Consider the following 19,026-nt stretch of genomic DNA (forward strand, 5'->3'; position numbering starts at 1 on the left):
TACGCTGATTTCGGATTCTAACGGTTGCCATCGTGCTTATTTCGCTTAACTCCGGCTACTTATGCCCAAATCAAGACAAATAACGGCGCTGACAACCGTTAGAATTACGGCAGGCGATAGTACCGATTCGAAAACCTCGTTGCAGGAAAGCTCGAAAGGGCCACCGCAATCGCTATCCGAGCAGCTCAATCGCCAGCACGTTCAGCTAAATCACCGCGGGAGTAGTAAAGGGCCACCGCGAGTAGCTCATATCCCTCGCCGCTGTCTGCTCTTATTGGAAAAATCCAATAGATTGACAGACATCGAACTTAATTTTGAGCCTTCATTGGAAAAATCCAATAGATTTCGCTCAAAAGTCCATTTTCCGTCATACCGAGGCCAATCTATTGGAAATATCCAATCAAGCTACCATATTTACTATTCATTTTCCATTCTATTGGATATTTCCAATCAGAGGACTCATCATGAGCATATCCCGCAAATCTCATTGAATTATCCAATGTGGCCCACCTAAGCAGCACAATCAACTCTGATCGACGTACCCACCTTAAGCTTATGCTGTTTCGAAAATATTTTATCATGTGAAATAATTGTTGCGACCCTATCAATGGTTGGGCGGCCTAAAGCCAGTGCTAACGGATCCAGTCGACACAGACCGGAACACAACTTCGCCCTAACCGCCAACCGCTGCGTTATACGCCACATGAAGTTTTACCAGCCCTCATAGACTGTGAGCAACCGGCAAGACGCCCGCTTAGCACGTACACCCGTATTTCTCTTCCCCGTCAAAATCCGTCCGCGTCGGGTAATCATTGTCAAAGCAGGCCATGCAGAGGCCGCCTTTATAATCCCCGGAGTTGCCGCCGCCTACCGCCCGGATCAAGCCCTCAGGGCTCAAAAACTCCAGTGTGTCCGCACCGATCTCCCGGCAAATTTCGTCAACGGATTTGTACGAAGCGATCAACTCGCCGCGGTCCGGGGTGTCGATCCCGTAGAAGCACGGGTTTTTGAACGGCGGCGAAGTGATCCGCACATGCACCTCCGTCGCCCCGGCCTCGCGCAGCAGACCCACGATCCGCCGCGAGGTCGTGCCGCGGACGATCGAATCGTCGATCATCACCACGCGTTTGCCTTCCACGACCCGGCGCACCGCGCTCAGCTTCATCTTCACGCCCTGCTCGCGCAGCTCCTGGCTTGGCTGGATGAACGTCCGGCCGGTGTATTTGTTTTTGATCAGACCAAGCTCGTAAGGGATGCCGGTCTGCTCCGCGTAGCCGATGGCGGCGGAGATGCTGGAGTCGGGCACGCCGGTCACGACGTCCGCGTCGACAAAAGACTCCTGCGCCATCACTTGCCCCATCCGCTTGCGGCTCGCGTGCAGATTCGAGCCGTTCATGTCGCTGTCCGGACGCGCGAAGTAGATGTATTCCATCGCGCACAACGCCTTGCGCTGCGGCTCGGTATAACGGTCTTCGTGCAGACCGTTGCCGTCCAGCACCAGCATTTCGCCCGGCTGGATTTCGCGGATCGTCTCCGCGCCGATCACCTCGAACGCGCACGTCTCGGACGAGAACAGATACGCGTCGCCGAGCCGGCCCATCGTCAGCGGCCGCAGCCCGTTGGGATCGCTGGCGGCGATCAGCTTGTCGTTCGTCAGCAGCAGGAAGGCGAAGCCGCCGACCAGTTGCCCCAGCGCGTCCTTCGCCGCCTCGACAAAATCCTTCGGCGACCGCGCGATCAGATGCGCGATCACCTCCGTGTCGCTTGTCGTCTGAAAGATCGAGCCGCTTTGCTCCAGCTCGCGGCGGATTTTCGGCGCGTTCACGATATTGCCGTTCGTCGCCACCGCCAAATCCCCGTCGCGGTATTTGAAAATCAGCGGCTGCGCGTTCGTCAGCCGGCTGTCCCCGCTCGTCGAATACCGTACATGGCCGATCGAGCGGTCGCCGACCAGCGAAGCGAGCTTGTCCCGGTCGAACACTTCCTTGACAAGCCCCATGCCGCGGTGGTAATTGAACTCCGATCCGTCCGTCACGCACATCCCGGCGCTTTCTTCGCCCCGGTGCTGCAGCGCATGCAGGCCGTAATAAGAAAGGGAAGCGGCTTCGGGATGACCGAACACGCCGAACACGCCGCACTCCTCCCGCAACGTGTCGAACGGATCCGCATGTCCCGCGCCTTCGTTGTAATATGCTCCTGTCCAAAGTCCGCGCGGCATTATTTCATCAGACATGGAATGACATCCTCCCAGACGCGTTTCAACTGCTCGACCGGCTTGTTCAGCACGGAAGCCCCGTCCACTGCAATGGCCAGCCCGGCGCCCCCGGCAGCCGCGCCCGCTACGGAACCGATCCGCGCAACCGGCACGCCGCGCTCCGCGATGAGCCGCTCCAGCGCATCCGCTTTATCCGGCGATGCCGACAGCAAAATCCGCGACTGCGACTCGCTGAACAGCAAAACATCCGCACGCAGCCCGCCGCTTGCCACATCGACGTTCGCGCCCAAACCGCCGCTGATGCACGATTCCGCCAGCGCTGCGGCCAGCCCGCCTTCGGACAGATCGTGAGCCGAACGTACCAGCCCGCCTTGAATCGCTTCAAGCACAGCGCCCAGCAGCTTTTTCTCAACTGCCAGATCCAGCTGCGGCGGACGCCCCTCAACGACGCCATGCACGACCGCTTGGAACTCGCTGCCGCCAAGCTCCGCCTTCGTTTCGCCGAGCAGGAAAATCACGTCTCCCTCGGACTTGAAGCCCTGGGTCGTAATATGGTCCACATCGTGCACGAGTCCCACCATGCCGACGACCGGCGTCGGGTAAATCGCGCCTTTGGCGTTTTCGTTGTACAAGCTGACGTTCCCGCCGATGACCGGCGTATCCAGCTCGCGGCAAGCTTCCGCCATGCCGTCTACGGCCCGCTCCATCTGCCAGAAAATATCCGGCTTCTCCGGGCTGCCGAAATTCAGGTTGTCCGTAATCGCCAGCGGCTCGGCTCCGGAGCACACGATGTTGCGCGCCGCTTCGCTGACCGCGATGCGTCCGCCCACCTCCGGATCGAGGTACACGAACCGGCCGTTGCAGTCGGTCGTCATCGCCAGCGCCTTGCGCGTCCCGTGGACCGTCACGACCGCCGCGTCCGAGCCCGGACGAACCGCCGTGCCGGTGCGCACCATGTAGTCGTACTGATCATAGACCCAGGCTTTGCTTGCGACCGAAGGCGAAGACAACACTTGCTCAAGCGCCCCGCCCAGATCGCGGACCTCTTCATACCGCAGCGTATCCACCGCGGCGTTCTGCTCATAATAAGCCGGCACCGCCGAAGGCTTGTCATAAATCGGACATTCGTCCACGAGCGCCTTCACCGGCATATCGCCAACCAGCTCACCGTGATGGAACAGCTTCAGCCGCCCGTCGTCCGTCACCTTGCCGACCTTCGCGCAGATCACGCCCCAGCGCTCAAAAATCTCCCGCGCCTGCGCCTCATCCTTCGGCTCAACGACGAACAGCATCCGTTCCTGCGATTCCGACAGCATCATTTCGTAAGCGGTCATGCCCTCTTCGCGCTGCGGCACCTGATCGAGATACAGCTCCAGACCGTTGCCGGCCTTGCTCGCCATCTCCGCGCTGGAGCATGTCAGCCCGGCCGCGCCCATATCCTGAATCCCCAGCACGATGCCGGTGTCGATCAGTTCGAGGCAGGCTTCCATGACCAGCTTTTCCATAAACGGATCGCCGACCTGTACCGCCGTCCGCTTCGCTTCCGACTCCTCCGTCAGCTCCTCCGACGCAAACGTCGCGCCGTGGATGCCGTCGCGCCCCGTTGGCGGGCCAACGTAAAACACCGGGTTGCCCACGCCCTTGGCGACGCCGCGCTGGATTTTATCGTGATCGATCAGCCCGACGCACATCGCGTTGACGAGCGGATTCCCTTCATAGTTTTCGTCAAACACGACTTCGCCGCCGACCGTCGGGATACCGATGCAGTTGCCGTACCCGGCGATCCCGGACACGACGTGCTCGAACAAATATTTCACGCGCTCGCTTTCCAGCTTGCCGAAACGCAGAGAGTTAAGCAGCGCAACCGGTCTTGCCCCCATCGAAAAAATATCGCGGATAATCCCGCCGACGCCCGTCGCAGCGCCTTGGTAAGGCTCCACTGCGGAAGGGTGGTTATGGCTTTCGATTTTGAACACGACCGCCTGGTTGTCGCCGATATCGACGATCCCCGCGCCCTCGCCCGGCCCCATCAGGACACGCGGTCCGCTGGTGGGAAAACGGCGCAGCAGCGGCTTCGAATTTTTGTAGGCGCAGTGCTCCGACCACATGACGCTGAACACGCCGATTTCCGTGTAGTTCGGCTTACGGCCCAAAAACCCGCAGATCAGTTCGTATTCGCTATCCGAAACGCCCATCTGTTTGTAAATTTTCTGCTCCGCAATTTGCTCTGCATTCGGTTCCTTAGCGGACACTTGCTGACTCATGCCGATCCCTCCAAGCCTTCAAAATGGATGTAAACATTTTTTTGCCGTCCGTAGAGCCGAGCAGGGCGTTCACCGCACGCTCCGGATGCGGCATCATGCCGACCACGTTGCCGCGTTCACTGGAAATACCGGCGATATCGTCCACCGACCCGTTCGGGTTATTCACATACCGGAAAATAATCTGGTTGTTTTGCCGCAGCCGGGCCAAGGTTTCTTCATCACAATAATAATTGCCTTCGCCGTGGGCGATCGGAATCGTAATCTCTTCGCCCGGCGCGTACAGCGACGTAAACGGATTTGCGTTGTTTTCGACCCTCAGCACCGTATCATGGCAGCGGAATTTCAGCGACATGTTGCGGCGCAGCGTCCCCGGCAGCAGCCCGGCTTCCGTCAAAATCTGAAATCCGTTGCAGATGCCGAGAACATATTTGCCTTCCTCCGCGGCTTTGGCCACCTCGGCCATCACGGGCGCGAACCGGGAAATCGCCCCGCAGCGCAAGTAATCGCCATAGGAAAAGCCCCCGGGAACCAGGATGCAGTCGTACGCGGAAAGATCCGCCGCCGTATGCCACACGTAATCGACGGGTTCGCCCAAAGCTTCCTCCACCGCTTTATAACAGTCGATATCACAGTTGGAACCGGGAAATACGAGTACCGCGAATTTCATCGATTCAGCCCTCCAATTCAAAACGGTAATCTTCAACCACTGTATTGGCCAGCAGCTTCTCGCACATTGCCTTGACGCGGGCTTCCGCCTCAAAGCGGTCGTTCGTGTCCAGCGTAAGCTCCATATATTTGCCGATGCGGACGCTCTCCACTTCCTTGAAGCCCATCGAATGAAGCGCTCCCTGCACCGCTACTCCTTGCGGATCCAGTACGCTTTGCTTGATCGTGACATAAACGTTCGCTTTAATCATGTTCCTCGTATTCCTCCTATTGTTTGGACTTATGCAGCTGTTTGGACTTAATCGCCCCGCCGCTTGCGTTTCTTTTCCGCCTGCCTGTTCCCTACTCTAACTCGTACCCGGTCAGCCGCCGGTAAATATCGCGGTAACGCCGGGTCGTCTCCTCAACCACATGCCCCGGCAGCGGATCGGGCCGGCTGTTCTTGTCCCAATCCGAACCGGCCAGGTAAGCGCGCACCGGCTCTTTGTCCATGCTGTCGATCTCGATATCCAGCGCGTATTTTTCCTTGGCCCAAAAACGCGACGCATCCGGCGTGAAAATCTCGTCGATCAAAATCAGCCTGCCGTCCACCAGCCCGAATTCCAGCTTGCAGTCGGCGAGCATGATGCCGCGCTCCTCGCAGTAGTCCCGAGCGAAAGCGTAAAGCTCCAGGCTGCGGCTGCGCAGCTGCTCCGCCAAATCCGCGCCGACCTTGTCCGCCATCTCCGCAAAGGAGATGTCCTCGTCATGGCCGACGTCGTTTTTCGCCGCCGGCGTAAAAATCGGCTCCGCCAGCTTGGCGTTTTTGCGCAGGCCCTCCGGCAGCTTGATGCCGTTGATCTCGCCGCTCTGCTCGTACTGCCGCCAGCCGCCGCCGGTGACGTAACCGCGCACCACGCATTCGATATCGATGCGTTCGGCTTTACGGGTGACCATCACGCGGTTTTTCAGCAGCGGCTTGTGCGCTTCGGGAACGACGTCCCCCAAAAGCTCCACATCCGCATGAATCACGTGATTCTCCAGCAGATGCTGCGTCTTGCCGAACCAGAACGCGCTCAGGCGGTTCAGCACATTGCCTTTGTCCGGCACCGCCGGCTCAAGCACATAGTCGAAAGCGGAAATACGGTCGGTCACGACGATCAAATAATGCTCGCCAAGGTCGTACAGCTCCCGCACTTTGCCTTTATACAGCAGCGGGGCGTTCACCAAATCCGCCGCCGTGGAAATTGCCGGTGATGACATGTCGCCGTCCTCCTCAAATTACGCTTATTGATTGCAATAACGGTATAAAAAGCAGCTATCCTCCGCGATTCAGCAAAATTCGCAATATAGCGGTAAAATGGGGCGCTATTTTCTTCTGCTCCGGCTGCAAACGTCCATTTTGACCACATTCCCCGAAAATAACGCCTTTTTGTACCGCTATTTGACGGTGCTGCCGCAAAACCGGATAAATAGGGGTATTTTTTTACCACTATCATCCGAGATGCGCCCTTCCTACTCAGCCAAACCCAGCTTGCGGAAAATCGTATCCACATGCTTCAAATGCCAAGCCGGGTTAAACGCGTCGTCGATCTCTTCCTTGCTCAGCACGGCGGTAATTTCCGGCGTCTCTTCGATGATGTCGCGGAACTGCCGCTGCGTTTCCCAAGCCTGCATCGCCCGCGGCTGCACCGTGTCGTACGCCTGCTCGCGGCTGAAGCCTTTGTCGATCAGCTTCGTCATGACGCGGCCGGAGAACGGCACGCCAAACGTGCGGCCCATGTTGCGCTTCATATTTTCCGGGAACACCGTCAAGTTTTTCACGATATTTCCGAAGCGGTTCAACATGTAGTTCAGCAGCATCGTCGCGTCGGGCAAAATCACCCGCTCCACCGAAGAATGCGAAATATCGCGTTCATGCCACAGGGTCACGTTTTCGTAGGCCGACACCATGTGCCCGCGGATCACGCGCGACAGGCCGGAAATGTTCTCGCAGCCGATCGGATTGCGCTTGTGCGGCATCGCCGACGAGCCTTTTTGCCCTTTGGCGAAAGCTTCCTCCACCTCGCGGAATTCGCTTTTTTGCAGGGCGCGGATTTCCGTGGCGAATTTGTCGAGCGACGTGGCGATCAGCGCCAGCGTGGCCATATACTCGGCGTGGCGGTCGCGCTGCAGCGTTTGCGTGGAGACCGGCGCGGCCGTTGTGCCCAGCTTCTCGCACACAAACTGCTCCACGAACGGATCGATGTTCGCGTACGTACCTACCGCACCGGAGATTTTGCCGAACTGCACTCCGTCCGCGGCCCGGCGGAAGCGCTCCAGATTCCGCTTCATCTCTTCATGCCAGAGCGCCATCTTCAGCCCGAACGTCGTCGGCTCGGCATGCACGCCATGCGTCCGGCCCATCATCGGCGTGTCTTTGTAGGCGAGCGCTTTTTCCCGCAAAATATCGATAAAGTTCAAAATATCCCGCTCAAGAATTTCGTTGGCCTGCTTCAGCAAATACCCCAGCGCCGTGTCCACCACGTCCGTCGAAGTGAGGCCATAGTGCACCCATTTCCGTTCCGGGCCCAAGCTTTCCGAAACCGCCCGGGTAAAGGCGATCACGTCATGGCGCGTCTCCTGCTCGATTTCGTAGATCCGGTCGATGTCGAACGAGGCGTTTTGGCGCAGCAAAGCCACGTCCTCCTTCGGGATGACGCCCAGCTCGGCCCAAGCCTCGCAGGCGCACAGCTCGACTTCCAGCCAAGCCTTGAATTTGTTTTCCTCCGTCCAGATCGCTCTCATTTCCGGTCTGCTGTAGCGTTCGATCATTAGCGTTCATTCCTCCAAATGTTGGTTTGCTCTATCCAACGGAGTCCGTCCTCCACATCCCGGCAGAGCAGATTGATATGCCCCATTTTCCGCTTCGGCGCGGCTCCGTTCTTTCCATATAAGTGTACTTTGGGAATGACCGGGAATCCAGCTTGCCGTCCGGCCGTTTTCCCTTCCTCCGGGGCGGAGCCCAGCAGAGGCCGCCCGGCCGGCAAACCGCCTTCCCGCGCCGCCGGTTCCTTCCCGCTTCCGCCGTCCGGCCAAGCGCCTTGCACCATCGCCTCGCGCACGGCCTCCAAATGCTCGCCGAGCACGTTCACCATCACAACCGGCGAGAGCAATTCCGCTTTGCCGAGCGGCAAATTGCAGATGGCCCGGACGTGCTGCTCGAACTGCGAGGTCGTGCAGGCCTCCATCGTGTAATGGCCGGAATTGTGCGGCCGCGGCGCCAACTCGTTGACGAACAACTCGCCGCCCGCGGTCAAAAACATCTCCACGGCCAGCAGCCCCACCGCTTCCATGCCTTCCGCGATGCGCGCGGCCAGCCTTTCGGCCTCCCGCTGCACCCGTTCTTCCACGCGGGCCGGCACGATCGATAGATGCAAAATATTATCGACATGGATATTTTCCGCCACCGGGAACGTTTGAATTTCCCCGTGCGGACTGCGCGCCGCGATCACCGACAGCTCCTTCACAAACGGGATGAATTGCTCCAGCACAAGCTCGGTGCCGGCCTTACTCAGCTCGGCGTAGGCCGGGGCGATTTCCGCTTCCGAGCGGATCACCCATTGCCCTTTGCCGTCATAACCGCCGGTCGCGGTCTTCAGCACGGCCGGAAGGCCGAGGCGCTTAACCGCCGCCCGCAGGTCCTCTTCGCTGCCGATCTCCGCATACGGAGCCACTTTCACGCCCGCCGCCTCGACCGCGCGCTTTTCGCGCAGCCGGTGCTGGGTCGTGTACAGCAGCTTGCTTCCCTGCGGCACGTACGACAGCTCCTCAAGCAGCGCGGCCACGCCCGCGTCCACGTTCTCGAACTCGTACGTGATTACGTCCGAGCGCTCGGCCAGCCGGCGGGCGGCCTCTTGGTCGTCGTAGCCGGCGACGATTTGCCCGGCCACCTGGCCGCACGGCGCATCCGGCGTCGGATCCAGCGTCACGAAGCGGTAGCCGAGATTGCTGCCGGCCAGCGCCATCATCCGCCCGAGCTGCCCGCCGCCGAGCACGCCGATCGTCGCGCCCGGAGCGATCACCTTCGCTTCGTTACTCATTCCGCCGCCTCCAATTCCGCGCCGCTCGCCAGCACCTCTTCGCGAATCCGGTCGCGGCGCTCCTGCACACGGCGCATCAGTTCGGGATCGAACGCGCCGAGGATCTGCGCGGCCAGCAGCCCGGCGTTGATCGCGCCGGCTTTGCCGATCGCCACCGTCCCGACCGGAATGCCGCCCGGCATCTGCACGATCGACAGCAGCGAATCGAGGCCGTTCAACGCGGCCGACTTCACCGGCACGCCGATGACCGGCAGCGCCGTTTTCGCCGCCACCATGCCCGGCAAATGGGCGGCGCCCCCGGCGCCGGCGATGATCACCTTAAGCCCGCGCCCCGCGGCCTGCTCGGCAAACTCGAACATCAAGTCCGGGGTACGGTGCGCGGAGACGATTTTTTTCTCGTACGGAATTTGCAACTCCTCCAATACGCCGCAAGCATGGGCCATCGTTTCCCAATCCGATTTGCTGCCCATAATCACTGCAACCTGTGCTGTCATCCCTCATCCCACTTTCTATCATTATTCTATGGTTCCAAAAAGGCCGGATACTTAAAAAGGTCCGCACCTCTGAAAATAACGAAGTATTTTCCAGAAATTCGCGGACCATGAGAGAATACGGCGGACTAAGCCGGAAGGTAAGGTGTCTGTCGGTTGCCGTTTAAGGGCCAACCACCCTGGCGGCCGGCGGCTCGCTCAGGGCGCCGGCCGCTCCCAGGATCGGGCTGAACAAAAGCCCGCCCGGGGAACGGGAGAGCCCGGTGCATAAGCCCAGGCTCTTGAGAAAAACGTCTATCGACGTCCATTCTGAGGAGACAGACCGCGACTAACGGAAGTTTTCTTCCGATACCAGGATATTATTCCGCTAAGTTTTAGCGCTCCGATATCTAAAAAAGCTTTCCGTGCTTAAGCCGCCTTACCTTCATCACGTATTCGCTCGTAGTCCGAAAATTTACGGTTCTCGGGTAGAAACTTCCGGGCCCTATCCCCGGTATTATACGAGTTTAAGAGGTAACCCTCACTTTATTATGTTCGGCGGAGAACCGCCTTTGCTCTACTAGTTTACCAATGGCGGACACGACATGTCAACTCAAACCCGAACATTAATGGAATGTAAAATCCGAATGTTCGTTTTTGGAATGTCTCTCCTCTAATCCCTGTACCTTATCACCCGAGCCCTGTTGTCACGATACGGCCTGCGAAATTCCACCAAGTGCAAAAGTACAGGCGATTTCCGTTCAATTCCGCCAATACCGCCTGATCGAGTGTAAAAGTGCATTTGCAAGATGATATATAATCTTAATCCGCGGCAGCGCCTGTTGAATAAGCACAAAAAACGGCGTTATTCCAGCCACATCCATTCATTTAAGAGAAATAAGGGAAATTTATGTCGCTATTTTCTCGAAGTGTAATGAAATTCCTGCGTTCTGAACCATTCAGAGGAAAATAAGTACATAAAATTCCGCTAATGGGATGAACATGCTGGTGCGCCGGATAATAAGCACATAAATTACCGCTATTTTACACTAGCATTGCATTAAATCTGACAAGATACATTTTCTAGCCGCACCAATATTCTAACGGTTGCCACAAGCGTTATTTGTTCCAAAAACGTTGATTTCAAATTGTAACGGATGCCGTAGCGCTTATTTCACTGAAATCCGGCTTAGTTTGCTTAGATTCAGGCAAATAACGGCGATCACAACCGTTGCTAGAGTTTTGAAAAAGGCTTTGTTCGCAAATTAGCCGCTGCTGCAACCGTTAGATTTCCGGCGGGCGCACTATCGGCTTGAAAACATGATCACTTCCCCAGAAAATCCGGATCCCAGGTAATCTGAATCCCAGAAAATCTGGCATGTAAGGGCTGCCAGTTGTCTAGATTGAAAGTTAATGCAACGCTAGTGGCTATTTTATGCAATTGCTGCTTTAGACGGCAAGTACTACTGTTTTACGGCAATTTCCCCTATTTTAAAGCCGACGCTATCACCACCCGGTCGTTCCATCAACATTAAAAAAGCCGCAAAAGCAGCGGCGAACTCTATCCGTTCATCTGCTCCTGCAGCTCGATATACAGCACTTGCAAAAACTTTTTGATGTTGACCTTCACCTTACCACCGCCGCCGCTGGTCTCCCGGCCCTCTTCGATTTCCTTCATCTTCAGCCGCACGTCTTCGAAATCGAAATATAGCGGGGCGTAGTACTCAAACCGGGGGTTGCCGTAGTCGGTCAAACCGAGCGAAGCCAGATTGGTCAGCCCCGCCGCCAGCGCGCGGCGCAGCCGCTGCTCGATCGCTTTGACCTCCTTGGCGATCTCCTCCGGCTTCGCCTTGTACGTTGCCGCCGCCTGGCGGTACAGCTCCTTCAGCGGCGGCATGTTTGCGCCGGCTCCGCGTTCGATCAGCAGCTCCATGATCGCGATCATGTCGCGGCTGCCGCTTTCCCCGATCAGCCCCATATTCATCAGGATCGGCTGGATCGCTTCGCGTACGGCCCGTTTCCCGGCCGTAACGTGGGGCGCGGGGCGAAGCCCTTCCAGCTTTTTCAGGCTGGAGCGGATTTCCTCCAAATAATGCCCCATGGCGTAACGTTCGTTCACTTTTCGCAGCACGGTTTCCACCTCGATCCGGTTGATCGGCTTGCGGATAAAAAACTCGATGCCGCTCCGGTACGCCCGCCCGACCATATCCTGATTCTCTATCTGCGAGATCATCACGAATTTGGCGCTGCAGCCCTGGGCGCGCAGTGAATCGATCGCCTCGATGCCGTCCTGATCGGGCATCAAAAGATCCATCAGCACGATGTCCGGGGCCTCGCTCAAGATTTGTCGCACACCTTCCTGCCCGCTGCCTGCCGTTCCCGCCACTTCGCCGAGCCCGCCGTCTTCAATGATATGCTGCAGCATTCTTCTCGCGCTAATATCATCGTCTACGATACAGAAAGAAAGCGCCATGCTTGACCCCTCCCAAAAGTTTTGTGAGCACGCTCCGCAAGTCTAATTCGCAAACTAACAAAACTTACATCGGAAGCGCAGGCTTACGCAGCTTTTCCGTCGGAATGCGGACCTGAAACATCGCGCCCCCCAAAACGGAAGATGCTCCGACCTCAACCTCCCCCGCAAACATGCTTACGATATCGCGCACATGGGACAGCCCGATGCCCGTGGCCGCCACACCCTCCTGGTCAAACTTGGTCGTAAAACCCGGCTCGAACAGCAAATCGCGGTCGCGCTCCGCCACGCCGCCGCCGCTGTCGGCTACGATAAACACCGTATAACTCCCATGCTCGCCCACTTCCAAATGGATCATGCCATTCTCCCCGATCGCCTCCACCGCGTTGGCGGTCAAATTGTTCATCAGCGTCAGCAGCGAAACGTAGCTTGCGGTCACATAATCGGTGCGGATATCGTACGAAAAAGAAATCGTTTTGCCCAACATTTCGGCATACTTGCCGTTGCTTTTCAGCGTAAAATGAACGAGCGCGGACAGCGGCATATCCCCCGGCGCTTCCCGGTCGGTCAGCTTGACCAACCCGGCCAAAATCCGCTGCGAATCCTTTTTGACCTCATGGATCTGCTGCGTGATGCGCAGCACCTGCTGCCTGTGCTCCTGCCGCCCCTCCTCGCTCAAGCGCCGGTACAGCTCGTAACTGCTCAGGGTAACGTCCTCCAGCGTGCCGATCGATTTTTTCAGGTAAAAAACTTCCCCATACAGCCCCGAACTGAAGGTGAGCATCTGCTCGATCCGGCGGTTTTGCTCCTTCTGGATGATCCGCATCCGGCTGACCGCGATGCTGCTGTAGATGCCCGTCACGAAATACGTTCGCAGCATGGCGATCGCCATCAGAAACGTCCACTCGTTCAGCTTGAACGCGGCCGTGCCCGTGACCAGCAGCCGGGTCAGCAGCTCCGCTTCATTGGACAGCAGATCGATAACCGCCGTCACCGCGCCCAGCATCAGCGGGTAAAGCCGATCCACCCTCGCCCTGATGAACTGCATTCCGCAAGCAAACACAATGTAATAGACGCCCGCTGAGCAATGCCGGCCCAGACTGTCCAACGCCGTCCATCCGCCGGCCATCACTTGGTCCAATCCGGTCCGGAACAGCAGCACGACAGCGCCGGTAACGACGCCGGTCAATACGTAAGGCAGCTTCCTCATCAGCAGCAAAAACAGCAGAAAAGCGCTGCTGCCCAGCCCGATCCTGAAAATATCGCCGTCAAACGGGTTGATTTTCAGTTCCCCGGCCACCGCCGTCCCAACCGCAACAAGGCCGATTTGTACGTATTTCGATTTGAAAAGAGCCGTCCCCATGCCCCTCTCACCTGGCTCCCGCAAATAGATATTGCCCATAATACTACCATATTTCGGGGACGGCGCCTATACCTTCCATGCCACGCCGTGTAAGGGTTAAGTTTATGCGTGCCGGGCCTCCAACCGTCTGGAAACGAGGGACAGCAAAAAGTTGACCGTAAAATAAATCAGCGCGACCAGCAGCAGGATCGGGATCGTGTAGGCGTAGCCGTGCCCGATCACGATGCCGGCGTTGTGCATCAGCTCCGGCAGGGAGATGACGACCGCGAGCGACGTGTCTTTCAGCAACGAAATGAACTGGCTGACGAGCGGCGGAACCATGCGCCGCAAGCCCTGCGGCAGCACGATGTGCCACAGCGTCTGCAGCGAGCTTAAGCCCGACGAGCGGGCCGCTTCGATTTGCCCTTTGTCGATCGAGGCCAGCCCCCCGCGCACGATCTCGGCGATCATCGCCGCTTCGAAGATCGTCAGCCCCGTGATCGTGGCGCTCACCAGCCCCAGCTTGATGCCGATCTCCGGCAGGGCGAACCGCATAAAAAAGATGATCAACAGCAGCGGCAAATTGCGGATCAGCTCCACGGCGACCAGCAAAACCGGCGACAGCACCGGCAGCCGCATATAGCGAATGACGCCGACGATACAGCCGAACAGGAAGCTGAGCGCAATTGAAGCCACCGCCACCAGCAGCGTAAAATACAATCCTTCCAGCAAAAATTGCAGATTCTCCGCGGAATACGCCCCGGCAAAGTCCATCCGGACCCCCTCCTTTCAGCCGCCAATCCCCTAATATTTGCGCTCCAGCTTGCGCTCCCACACCCGCACCCCGTAGCTGAGCGGCAAGGTGAGCGCCAAATAAAACAAAGCGACAAATACATAGGTATCAAACGTTTGGAACGTATCGGTATTGACGATGTCGGCGAAATACATCAGATCCAGGCCGGCGACGATCGTCAGGACGGACGAGTTTTTGATCAGGTTGATAAACTGGTTGCCCAGCGGCGGGATGACCAGCCGGATCGCCTGCGGCAGCACGATGTGGACCATCGTCTGCGCGTAGCTGAGCCCCGAAGAACGGGCCGCCTCCGTCTGCCCCCGCGGGATCGACATAATGCCGGCGCGGATGGCCTCGGCAATGAAGGACGAGGTGTAAACCGCCAGCCCGATCGTCCCGGCGGTAAAACCGTCCAGCGGCAATTCCAACGCAGCCGGACCGTAATAAAAAATATATACGACAAGCAGCAGCGGAATATTGCGGATAAATTCGACGTACCCCGTACCGAACCAGCGCAGCGCGCGAATGGACCCGATCCGGAATACGGCGATCAGCGTCCCCAGCGCAAAACTTCCGACGAGCGCAAGCAAGCTGGAAACAACCGTCCCGCGAAATCCTTCCATAAAGGTGCCGAAATAGTCGGTTAAAATTGAAAAGTCCATGCCCGAATCACCTTCCCCTGACCGGCAAAAACGCTCTCAACTCACAGCGCCCCGGCGCAACGTTGACAGCCGCAGCCCGCATACAGCATACCGCATTATTGCGACGGCTTTTTGCCGATCCATTTTTCGTACAGCTTGTCGTATTCTCCGCTCTCATGCAGCTCCTTCAGCGTATCGTTGACGGCCTGCACGATATCGGCGTTGCCTTTCTGCACCGCGATGCCGTAAGGTTCGTCGGTGAACGGCTCGCCGACCACCTCGTAATTGGCATCCTGGGCGGCCATGCCGTACAGGATGGAGTCGTCCGTCGTCAGCGTGTCGCCTTGGCCGGCTTTAAGCGCGTTGAACGCGTCCTGATAGTTGTCGAACTCCAGCACTTTGACGCCAGGTACTTTGTCCCGGATATTTTTTACCGAGGTGGAGCCTTTCGTGCCCAGCACGGTCGTGCTGGCCGTGACGTCCTCGATCCCCTTGATCGGGCTTCCTTTCTTCACCAGCAGCGATTGGCCGGCCTGGAAGTATACGTCGGAGAAATCGACCTCCTTCTTGCGTTCCTCCGTAATCGTCATCGTCGCGACGATCATATCGATCTCGCCGTTGTTCAGCATCGGAATCCGCGTCTTGGAGGTCACCTCTTTCAGCTCGAGCGCATTTTCATCGCCGAGGATATGTTTGGCGATCTCCTTGGACATATCGATGTCGAAGCCCTCGACATTGCCGGTGGCCGGGTCCTTCAAGCCGAACAGCTTCGTGTCGAACTTCACGCCGACCACAAGCTTTCCGCGCTCCTTGATTTTGTCCAGCGCCCCGGAGCCGCCCTCCGACGCCGCGGCATTGCCGCCGTTGCCTCCAGTACCGGCGGTTGCGCCGCCTCCGCCCGCGTTATTGCCGCCGCAGCCCGCGAGCACGAACAAAGCGCATACGATCGCGATCCCGGCCAATTTCCATCTCTTCTTCTTTGCCATTGTAGTAACCCCCTCGTTTTTAATGACTTAACAAACGACTAAGAAACGCTCGCGTCCGCTCTTCGCGCGGATTGGAAAAAAACTGCTCGGGCCGGGCCTCCTCCAGGATTTGCCCTTGATCCATAAAAATAATCCGGTCCGCGACTTCCCGGGCGAATCCCATTTCGTGCGTAACCACCACCATCGTCATCCCTTCGCGGGCCAGCGCGCGCATCACGTCCAGCACCTCCCCGACCATCTCGGGGTCAAGCGCCGACGTCGGCTCATCGAACAGCATGATTTTCGGCTTCATCGCCAGCCCTCGCGCGATGGCGACCCGCTGCTGCTGCCCGCCCGACAGCTGGGACGGATAGGCGTACGCCTTATCGGCGATGCCGACCTTTTCCAAATAAAACATCGCCGTTTGCTCGGCTTCGGCCTTGGAGTTGCGCAGCACCTTGATCGGAGCCAGCGTAATGTTGTCGATTACTTTTTTGTGCGGATACAGGTTGAAATGCTGAAAAACCATGCCGATATCGCGCCGGACCTTGTTGATGTCCGTTTTACGGTCGTTCACCGGCACGCCGTTCACCGTCAGTTCGCCGCTCGTGATCGTTTCCAGCCGGTTGATGCAGCGCAGCATCGTGCTTTTGCCGGAGCCGGACGGGCCGACGACAACTACGACTTCGCCCTCCTGAACATGGAGATTAATCCCCTTCAGAACATGGAAACTCCCGTAATGTTTATCCACCTCGTGAAACTGGATCAATCGCAGCCCTCCTTTGTTGTGTAGATCGTTATTACGACACTGCGCGGGTTCTATGTAAGTAATCGTAACATTTGACTTCAACCTTACTTTAGAGACTATAAAAAACTACATGATCCTACGAAAAATGAATTTAACGGCTTAAAATTAATTTTATTAAAGCGTTTTCTTGGTAACTTGTCTCGCCCGCTTATTGGACAGGCGTCACATTACCTCACACCGACTTTCCGGCCCTCCCGAGTAAAAATCCGCACAAAAAAGAAGGCCGCCCGCCAGGTCATTCATCGACCCAAAGGACTGCCTTCTTGCCTAATGTTTATCCGCTTATTTTACGACCAGCACCGGTATTTGCGCATGCTGGACGACGTTATGGCTGACGCTGCCGAGCACAAACTCGCGAATGCCGCCCAGCCCGCGGCTGCCGATGACGATCAGATCGGCTCCGTTTTTGCCCGCGTATTCGAGGATCGTCTCCGCCGCCGGCCCTTGCACGAGCTCCATCTTAGCGCTTAACCCGGCTTCTTTGAGCCGATTTTCCGCCTCATCCGCCGTTTTCGACGCCAGATTGAAATAATCCTGATTCATCGAAGCCGGAACCGGGGCATATCCCTCGGCCACGTAAAACCGCGGGAAATCGTAAACATGGAGCACAATAAGCTCCGTATCCGCCGACAACTTGGCCAATTCGATCGCTTTGTCCAGCGCTTTGTTGGCCGCCTTCGACCCGTCATACGCAGCAACGATTTTGTTAAACAACATGCGTGACACCTCTCTTTTGTTATATTGCAAGTTCAAAAAGTCAGGTTTTCAGCACCGAGAAGCCACCTCTTATATTAGGAAATACCCGTAGAGTACGGCGTTAAGCAGAAGCAGAAGTGGAACGCCGATCCGAAAGCTGAGATGCTTCGTCTTGTGCCGCTTGGCATTCATCGCCAACAGCACGCCGAGCGCCCCTCCGATCGCGGCCAGCAGAAACAAGGTTTTCTCGGGAATCCGTTCCCGCCTCTGCTTCGCGCGCTTTTTATCGTCGGACATCACCAAGTAGGCCACAACATTGATAAACAAAAACCAAAACAGCAAAACCGCTCGCGTATGCGCCGCCTCCTTCCTATTTTCCCCGCCGCTTGAGAACATTTGTCTTAAGTCCATTATAACTTTATAGCCCGTATAAGCAAAAACACTTTTGGACAAGACATACACTCAAAGCTGACAGAGCTCGTATAGGAGCGGAAGCGATTGGCCGCTTCTACAATCCGGCATCATGCGCCTTCAAAATAGCGGCCTTTTATGTACTTATACCCGGAGCGTTGGCATGTTCATCTCCAGTAGCGACATTTTTTGTACTTATTTTCCTAGGAAGGGTTCAGAACGCGGGCATTATCTGCCGACTTGGGAAAATAGCGGCATAAAATGCCTCTATTTCTCTCAACTTGACGGATATCGCCGGAATAACGGCCTTTTTTGTCCTTATGTTTCCTTATGTTTTTCGCTGGGATTTTATAGGGCGCAGGCAGCCTCGTTTTTGTAACCGGGTGAAGCGGCTATCAATATCCGGAATTGGCATTGGATCAAAGGAGAAAGTTTTCCCGGTTTTCGAGGCGACTTCATGGAGTGATCCGGCGGCAGTTGTAGAAAAGTAATGGCCGCACCCGAGCGTACCTGCTTCCGGCTCCAGCTTTCCCCCCATTGTTGAATGGAATAGTATAGTTGCAAAAAGTACAGTTACTCACCCGGAAATGCTGCCGCAGCGCTTGGATAAGTGTAAAACCTGCAATTACTCCGCCATCTTTCGAAGAATAAGGCTAATAACGAGGAAATAAATGTACGAAATGCAATTAAACGAATGATTGGGCAAGTGGATGCAAGGTTAGTTGCAGGTTTTCAGACTGTGACTCCTGGAGCTAGATTCGCTATCCGGAGGCTTTTCACGATTATCCCGTTTGACCAGGTGACTTGGCTTCCTGAACCATAGGGATGATCGTGCAAAGTGGGTTTGGAGAGACAACACCATCTATGTCATCATTTATTTTGTCAAGCACTGATTTTGGTCTTGAGCCCGAATTTTGTGTTCAAATTTTTAAAAATGGACTTTCTCAACAGTCTGAGGTTTTGCAATTAATGGCCGGCGCCAAGCCGGTAATCTTTAAAAAAAAAGCTCCCCGTCAAGGGAGCCGCCATCGTTTCAATCAAGTTTCGTTTTTTGCAATTTCGTTCAGATTAGGGGGATAATCCGCCTGTTTTTTCGGCTTGGCGGCGACGGTCTTCTCCAAAATGCTCGATTTGTTCTGCCGGTTTTCAGTATCCCGCGCTTTATGATGCGGCACCCTCATCACCTCCAGTACGTAGCGTCCCGTAGAGGCGGCCGTTTTATGC

The 19,026-nt window shown here is 56.6% G+C and carries 17 protein-coding genes and 1 riboswitch; all 17 genes read right to left on the reverse strand.

Features of this window, described 5'->3' with window-relative positions:
- Nucleotides 1-754: 754 nt before the first annotated feature.
- Nucleotides 755-2,233, reverse strand: a complete 1,479-nt coding sequence (gene purF, locus DYE26_RS17490) for an amidophosphoribosyltransferase (RefSeq protein ID WP_036625844.1) — start codon at nucleotides 2,231-2,233, stop codon at nucleotides 755-757.
- Nucleotides 2,218-4,479, reverse strand: a complete 2,262-nt coding sequence (purL, locus tag DYE26_RS17495; RefSeq protein ID WP_036625846.1) for a phosphoribosylformylglycinamidine synthase subunit PurL — start codon at nucleotides 4,477-4,479, stop codon at nucleotides 2,218-2,220. The genes purF and purL overlap by 16 nt, the downstream gene beginning before the upstream one ends.
- Nucleotides 4,457-5,146 (reverse strand): phosphoribosylformylglycinamidine synthase subunit PurQ, encoded by a 690-nt coding sequence (purQ, locus tag DYE26_RS17500; RefSeq protein WP_036625848.1) that lies wholly within the window; start codon nucleotides 5,144-5,146, stop codon nucleotides 4,457-4,459. The genes purL and purQ overlap by 23 nt, the downstream gene beginning before the upstream one ends.
- A gap of 4 nt (nucleotides 5,147-5,150) precedes the next feature.
- On the reverse strand, nucleotides 5,151-5,396 hold the full coding sequence (purS, locus tag DYE26_RS17505; protein ID WP_036625850.1) for a phosphoribosylformylglycinamidine synthase subunit PurS: 246 nt from the start codon (nucleotides 5,394-5,396) through the stop codon (nucleotides 5,151-5,153).
- A gap of 91 nt (nucleotides 5,397-5,487) precedes the next feature.
- Entirely contained in the window at nucleotides 5,488-6,387 is a 900-nt protein-coding gene (locus tag DYE26_RS17510) for a phosphoribosylaminoimidazolesuccinocarboxamide synthase (protein WP_036625852.1), read from the reverse strand.
- Nucleotides 6,388-6,639: 252 nt separating this feature from the next.
- Nucleotides 6,640-7,938 carry an adenylosuccinate lyase gene (gene purB / locus DYE26_RS17515; protein WP_036625854.1) on the reverse strand — a complete coding sequence of 433 codons (1,299 nt, stop codon included), beginning with the start codon at nucleotides 7,936-7,938 and terminating at the stop codon, nucleotides 6,640-6,642.
- On the reverse strand, nucleotides 7,938-9,206 hold the full coding sequence (gene purK / locus DYE26_RS17520; RefSeq protein WP_036625856.1) for a 5-(carboxyamino)imidazole ribonucleotide synthase: 1,269 nt from the start codon (nucleotides 9,204-9,206) through the stop codon (nucleotides 7,938-7,940). The genes purB and purK overlap by 1 nt, the downstream gene beginning before the upstream one ends.
- A complete protein-coding gene (purE, locus tag DYE26_RS17525) occupies nucleotides 9,203-9,700 on the reverse strand; it encodes a 5-(carboxyamino)imidazole ribonucleotide mutase (RefSeq protein ID WP_036625858.1) in 498 nt (165 codons plus the stop codon). The genes purK and purE overlap by 4 nt, the downstream gene beginning before the upstream one ends.
- Nucleotides 9,701-10,119: 419 nt before the next feature.
- A riboswitch (purine riboswitch) is annotated at nucleotides 10,120-10,221 on the reverse strand.
- Between the two features lie 1,016 nt (nucleotides 10,222-11,237).
- The gene (locus tag DYE26_RS17530; protein ID WP_036625861.1) at nucleotides 11,238-12,149 is read right to left on the reverse strand and encodes a response regulator; all 912 of its coding nucleotides are present in this window, start codon (nucleotides 12,147-12,149) and stop codon (nucleotides 11,238-11,240) included.
- 64 nt (nucleotides 12,150-12,213) lie between these two features.
- The gene (locus DYE26_RS17535) at nucleotides 12,214-13,509 is read right to left on the reverse strand and encodes a sensor histidine kinase (RefSeq protein WP_036625863.1); all 1,296 of its coding nucleotides are present in this window, start codon (nucleotides 13,507-13,509) and stop codon (nucleotides 12,214-12,216) included.
- Between the two features lie 102 nt (nucleotides 13,510-13,611).
- A complete protein-coding gene (locus DYE26_RS17540) occupies nucleotides 13,612-14,262 on the reverse strand; it encodes an amino acid ABC transporter permease (RefSeq protein ID WP_036625865.1) in 651 nt (216 codons plus the stop codon).
- 30 nt (nucleotides 14,263-14,292) lie between these two features.
- Complete coding sequence (locus tag DYE26_RS17545) at nucleotides 14,293-14,943, reverse strand: amino acid ABC transporter permease (RefSeq protein WP_036625868.1); 651 nt, start codon at nucleotides 14,941-14,943, stop codon at nucleotides 14,293-14,295.
- Between the two features lie 95 nt (nucleotides 14,944-15,038).
- On the reverse strand, nucleotides 15,039-15,908 hold the full coding sequence (locus DYE26_RS17550) for a glutamate ABC transporter substrate-binding protein (RefSeq protein ID WP_036625870.1): 870 nt from the start codon (nucleotides 15,906-15,908) through the stop codon (nucleotides 15,039-15,041).
- A 19-nt stretch (nucleotides 15,909-15,927) separates the two neighbouring features.
- Nucleotides 15,928-16,656, reverse strand: a complete 729-nt coding sequence (locus DYE26_RS17555; RefSeq protein ID WP_036625872.1) for an amino acid ABC transporter ATP-binding protein — start codon at nucleotides 16,654-16,656, stop codon at nucleotides 15,928-15,930.
- Nucleotides 16,657-16,977: 321 nt separating this feature from the next.
- Nucleotides 16,978-17,412 (reverse strand): universal stress protein, encoded by a 435-nt coding sequence (locus DYE26_RS17560; protein ID WP_036625873.1) that lies wholly within the window; start codon nucleotides 17,410-17,412, stop codon nucleotides 16,978-16,980.
- A 69-nt stretch (nucleotides 17,413-17,481) separates the two neighbouring features.
- Entirely contained in the window at nucleotides 17,482-17,787 is a 306-nt protein-coding gene (locus tag DYE26_RS17565; RefSeq protein WP_051985687.1) for a DUF1294 domain-containing protein, read from the reverse strand.
- A 1,052-nt stretch (nucleotides 17,788-18,839) separates the two neighbouring features.
- Nucleotides 18,840-18,977 carry a hypothetical protein gene (locus tag DYE26_RS33510; RefSeq protein ID WP_164815205.1) on the reverse strand — a complete coding sequence of 46 codons (138 nt, stop codon included), beginning with the start codon at nucleotides 18,975-18,977 and terminating at the stop codon, nucleotides 18,840-18,842.
- Nucleotides 18,978-19,026: the final 49 nt, after the last annotated feature.

The organism is Paenibacillus macerans, assembly GCF_900454495.1.
GTDB classification, from domain to species: Bacteria; Bacillota; Bacilli; order Paenibacillales; family Paenibacillaceae; genus Fontibacillus; species Fontibacillus macerans.

Excerpts from the sequence above, each read along its gene's own strand:
- DYE26_RS17560 (WP_036625873.1), bottom strand. The coding sequence starts at position 17,412 with ATGTTGTTTAACAAAATCGTTGCTGCGTATGACGGGTCGAAGGCGGCC.
- DYE26_RS17550 (WP_036625870.1), bottom strand. The coding sequence starts at position 15,908 with ATGGCAAAGAAGAAGAGATGGAAATTGGCCGGGATCGCGATCGTATGC.
- purF (WP_036625844.1), bottom strand. The coding sequence starts at position 2,233 with ATGTCTGATGAAATAATGCCGCGCGGACTTTGGACAGGAGCATATTAC.
- DYE26_RS17545 (WP_036625868.1), bottom strand. The coding sequence starts at position 14,943 with ATGGACTTTTCAATTTTAACCGACTATTTCGGCACCTTTATGGAAGGA.
- DYE26_RS17510 (WP_036625852.1), bottom strand. The coding sequence starts at position 6,387 with ATGTCATCACCGGCAATTTCCACGGCGGCGGATTTGGTGAACGCCCCG.
- purQ (WP_036625848.1), bottom strand. The coding sequence starts at position 5,146 with ATGAAATTCGCGGTACTCGTATTTCCCGGTTCCAACTGTGATATCGAC.
- DYE26_RS17535 (WP_036625863.1), bottom strand. The coding sequence starts at position 13,509 with ATGGGGACGGCTCTTTTCAAATCGAAATACGTACAAATCGGCCTTGTT.
- DYE26_RS17540 (WP_036625865.1), bottom strand. The coding sequence starts at position 14,262 with ATGGACTTTGCCGGGGCGTATTCCGCGGAGAATCTGCAATTTTTGCTG.
- purL (WP_036625846.1), bottom strand. The coding sequence starts at position 4,479 with ATGAGTCAGCAAGTGTCCGCTAAGGAACCGAATGCAGAGCAAATTGCG.
- purE (WP_036625858.1), bottom strand. The coding sequence starts at position 9,700 with ATGACAGCACAGGTTGCAGTGATTATGGGCAGCAAATCGGATTGGGAA.
- DYE26_RS17530 (WP_036625861.1), bottom strand. The coding sequence starts at position 12,149 with ATGGCGCTTTCTTTCTGTATCGTAGACGATGATATTAGCGCGAGAAGA.
- purS (WP_036625850.1), bottom strand. The coding sequence starts at position 5,396 with ATGATTAAAGCGAACGTTTATGTCACGATCAAGCAAAGCGTACTGGAT.
- purB (WP_036625854.1), bottom strand. The coding sequence starts at position 7,938 with ATGATCGAACGCTACAGCAGACCGGAAATGAGAGCGATCTGGACGGAG.
- purK (WP_036625856.1), bottom strand. The coding sequence starts at position 9,206 with ATGAGTAACGAAGCGAAGGTGATCGCTCCGGGCGCGACGATCGGCGTG.
- DYE26_RS17565 (WP_051985687.1), bottom strand. The coding sequence starts at position 17,787 with ATGTTCTCAAGCGGCGGGGAAAATAGGAAGGAGGCGGCGCATACGCGA.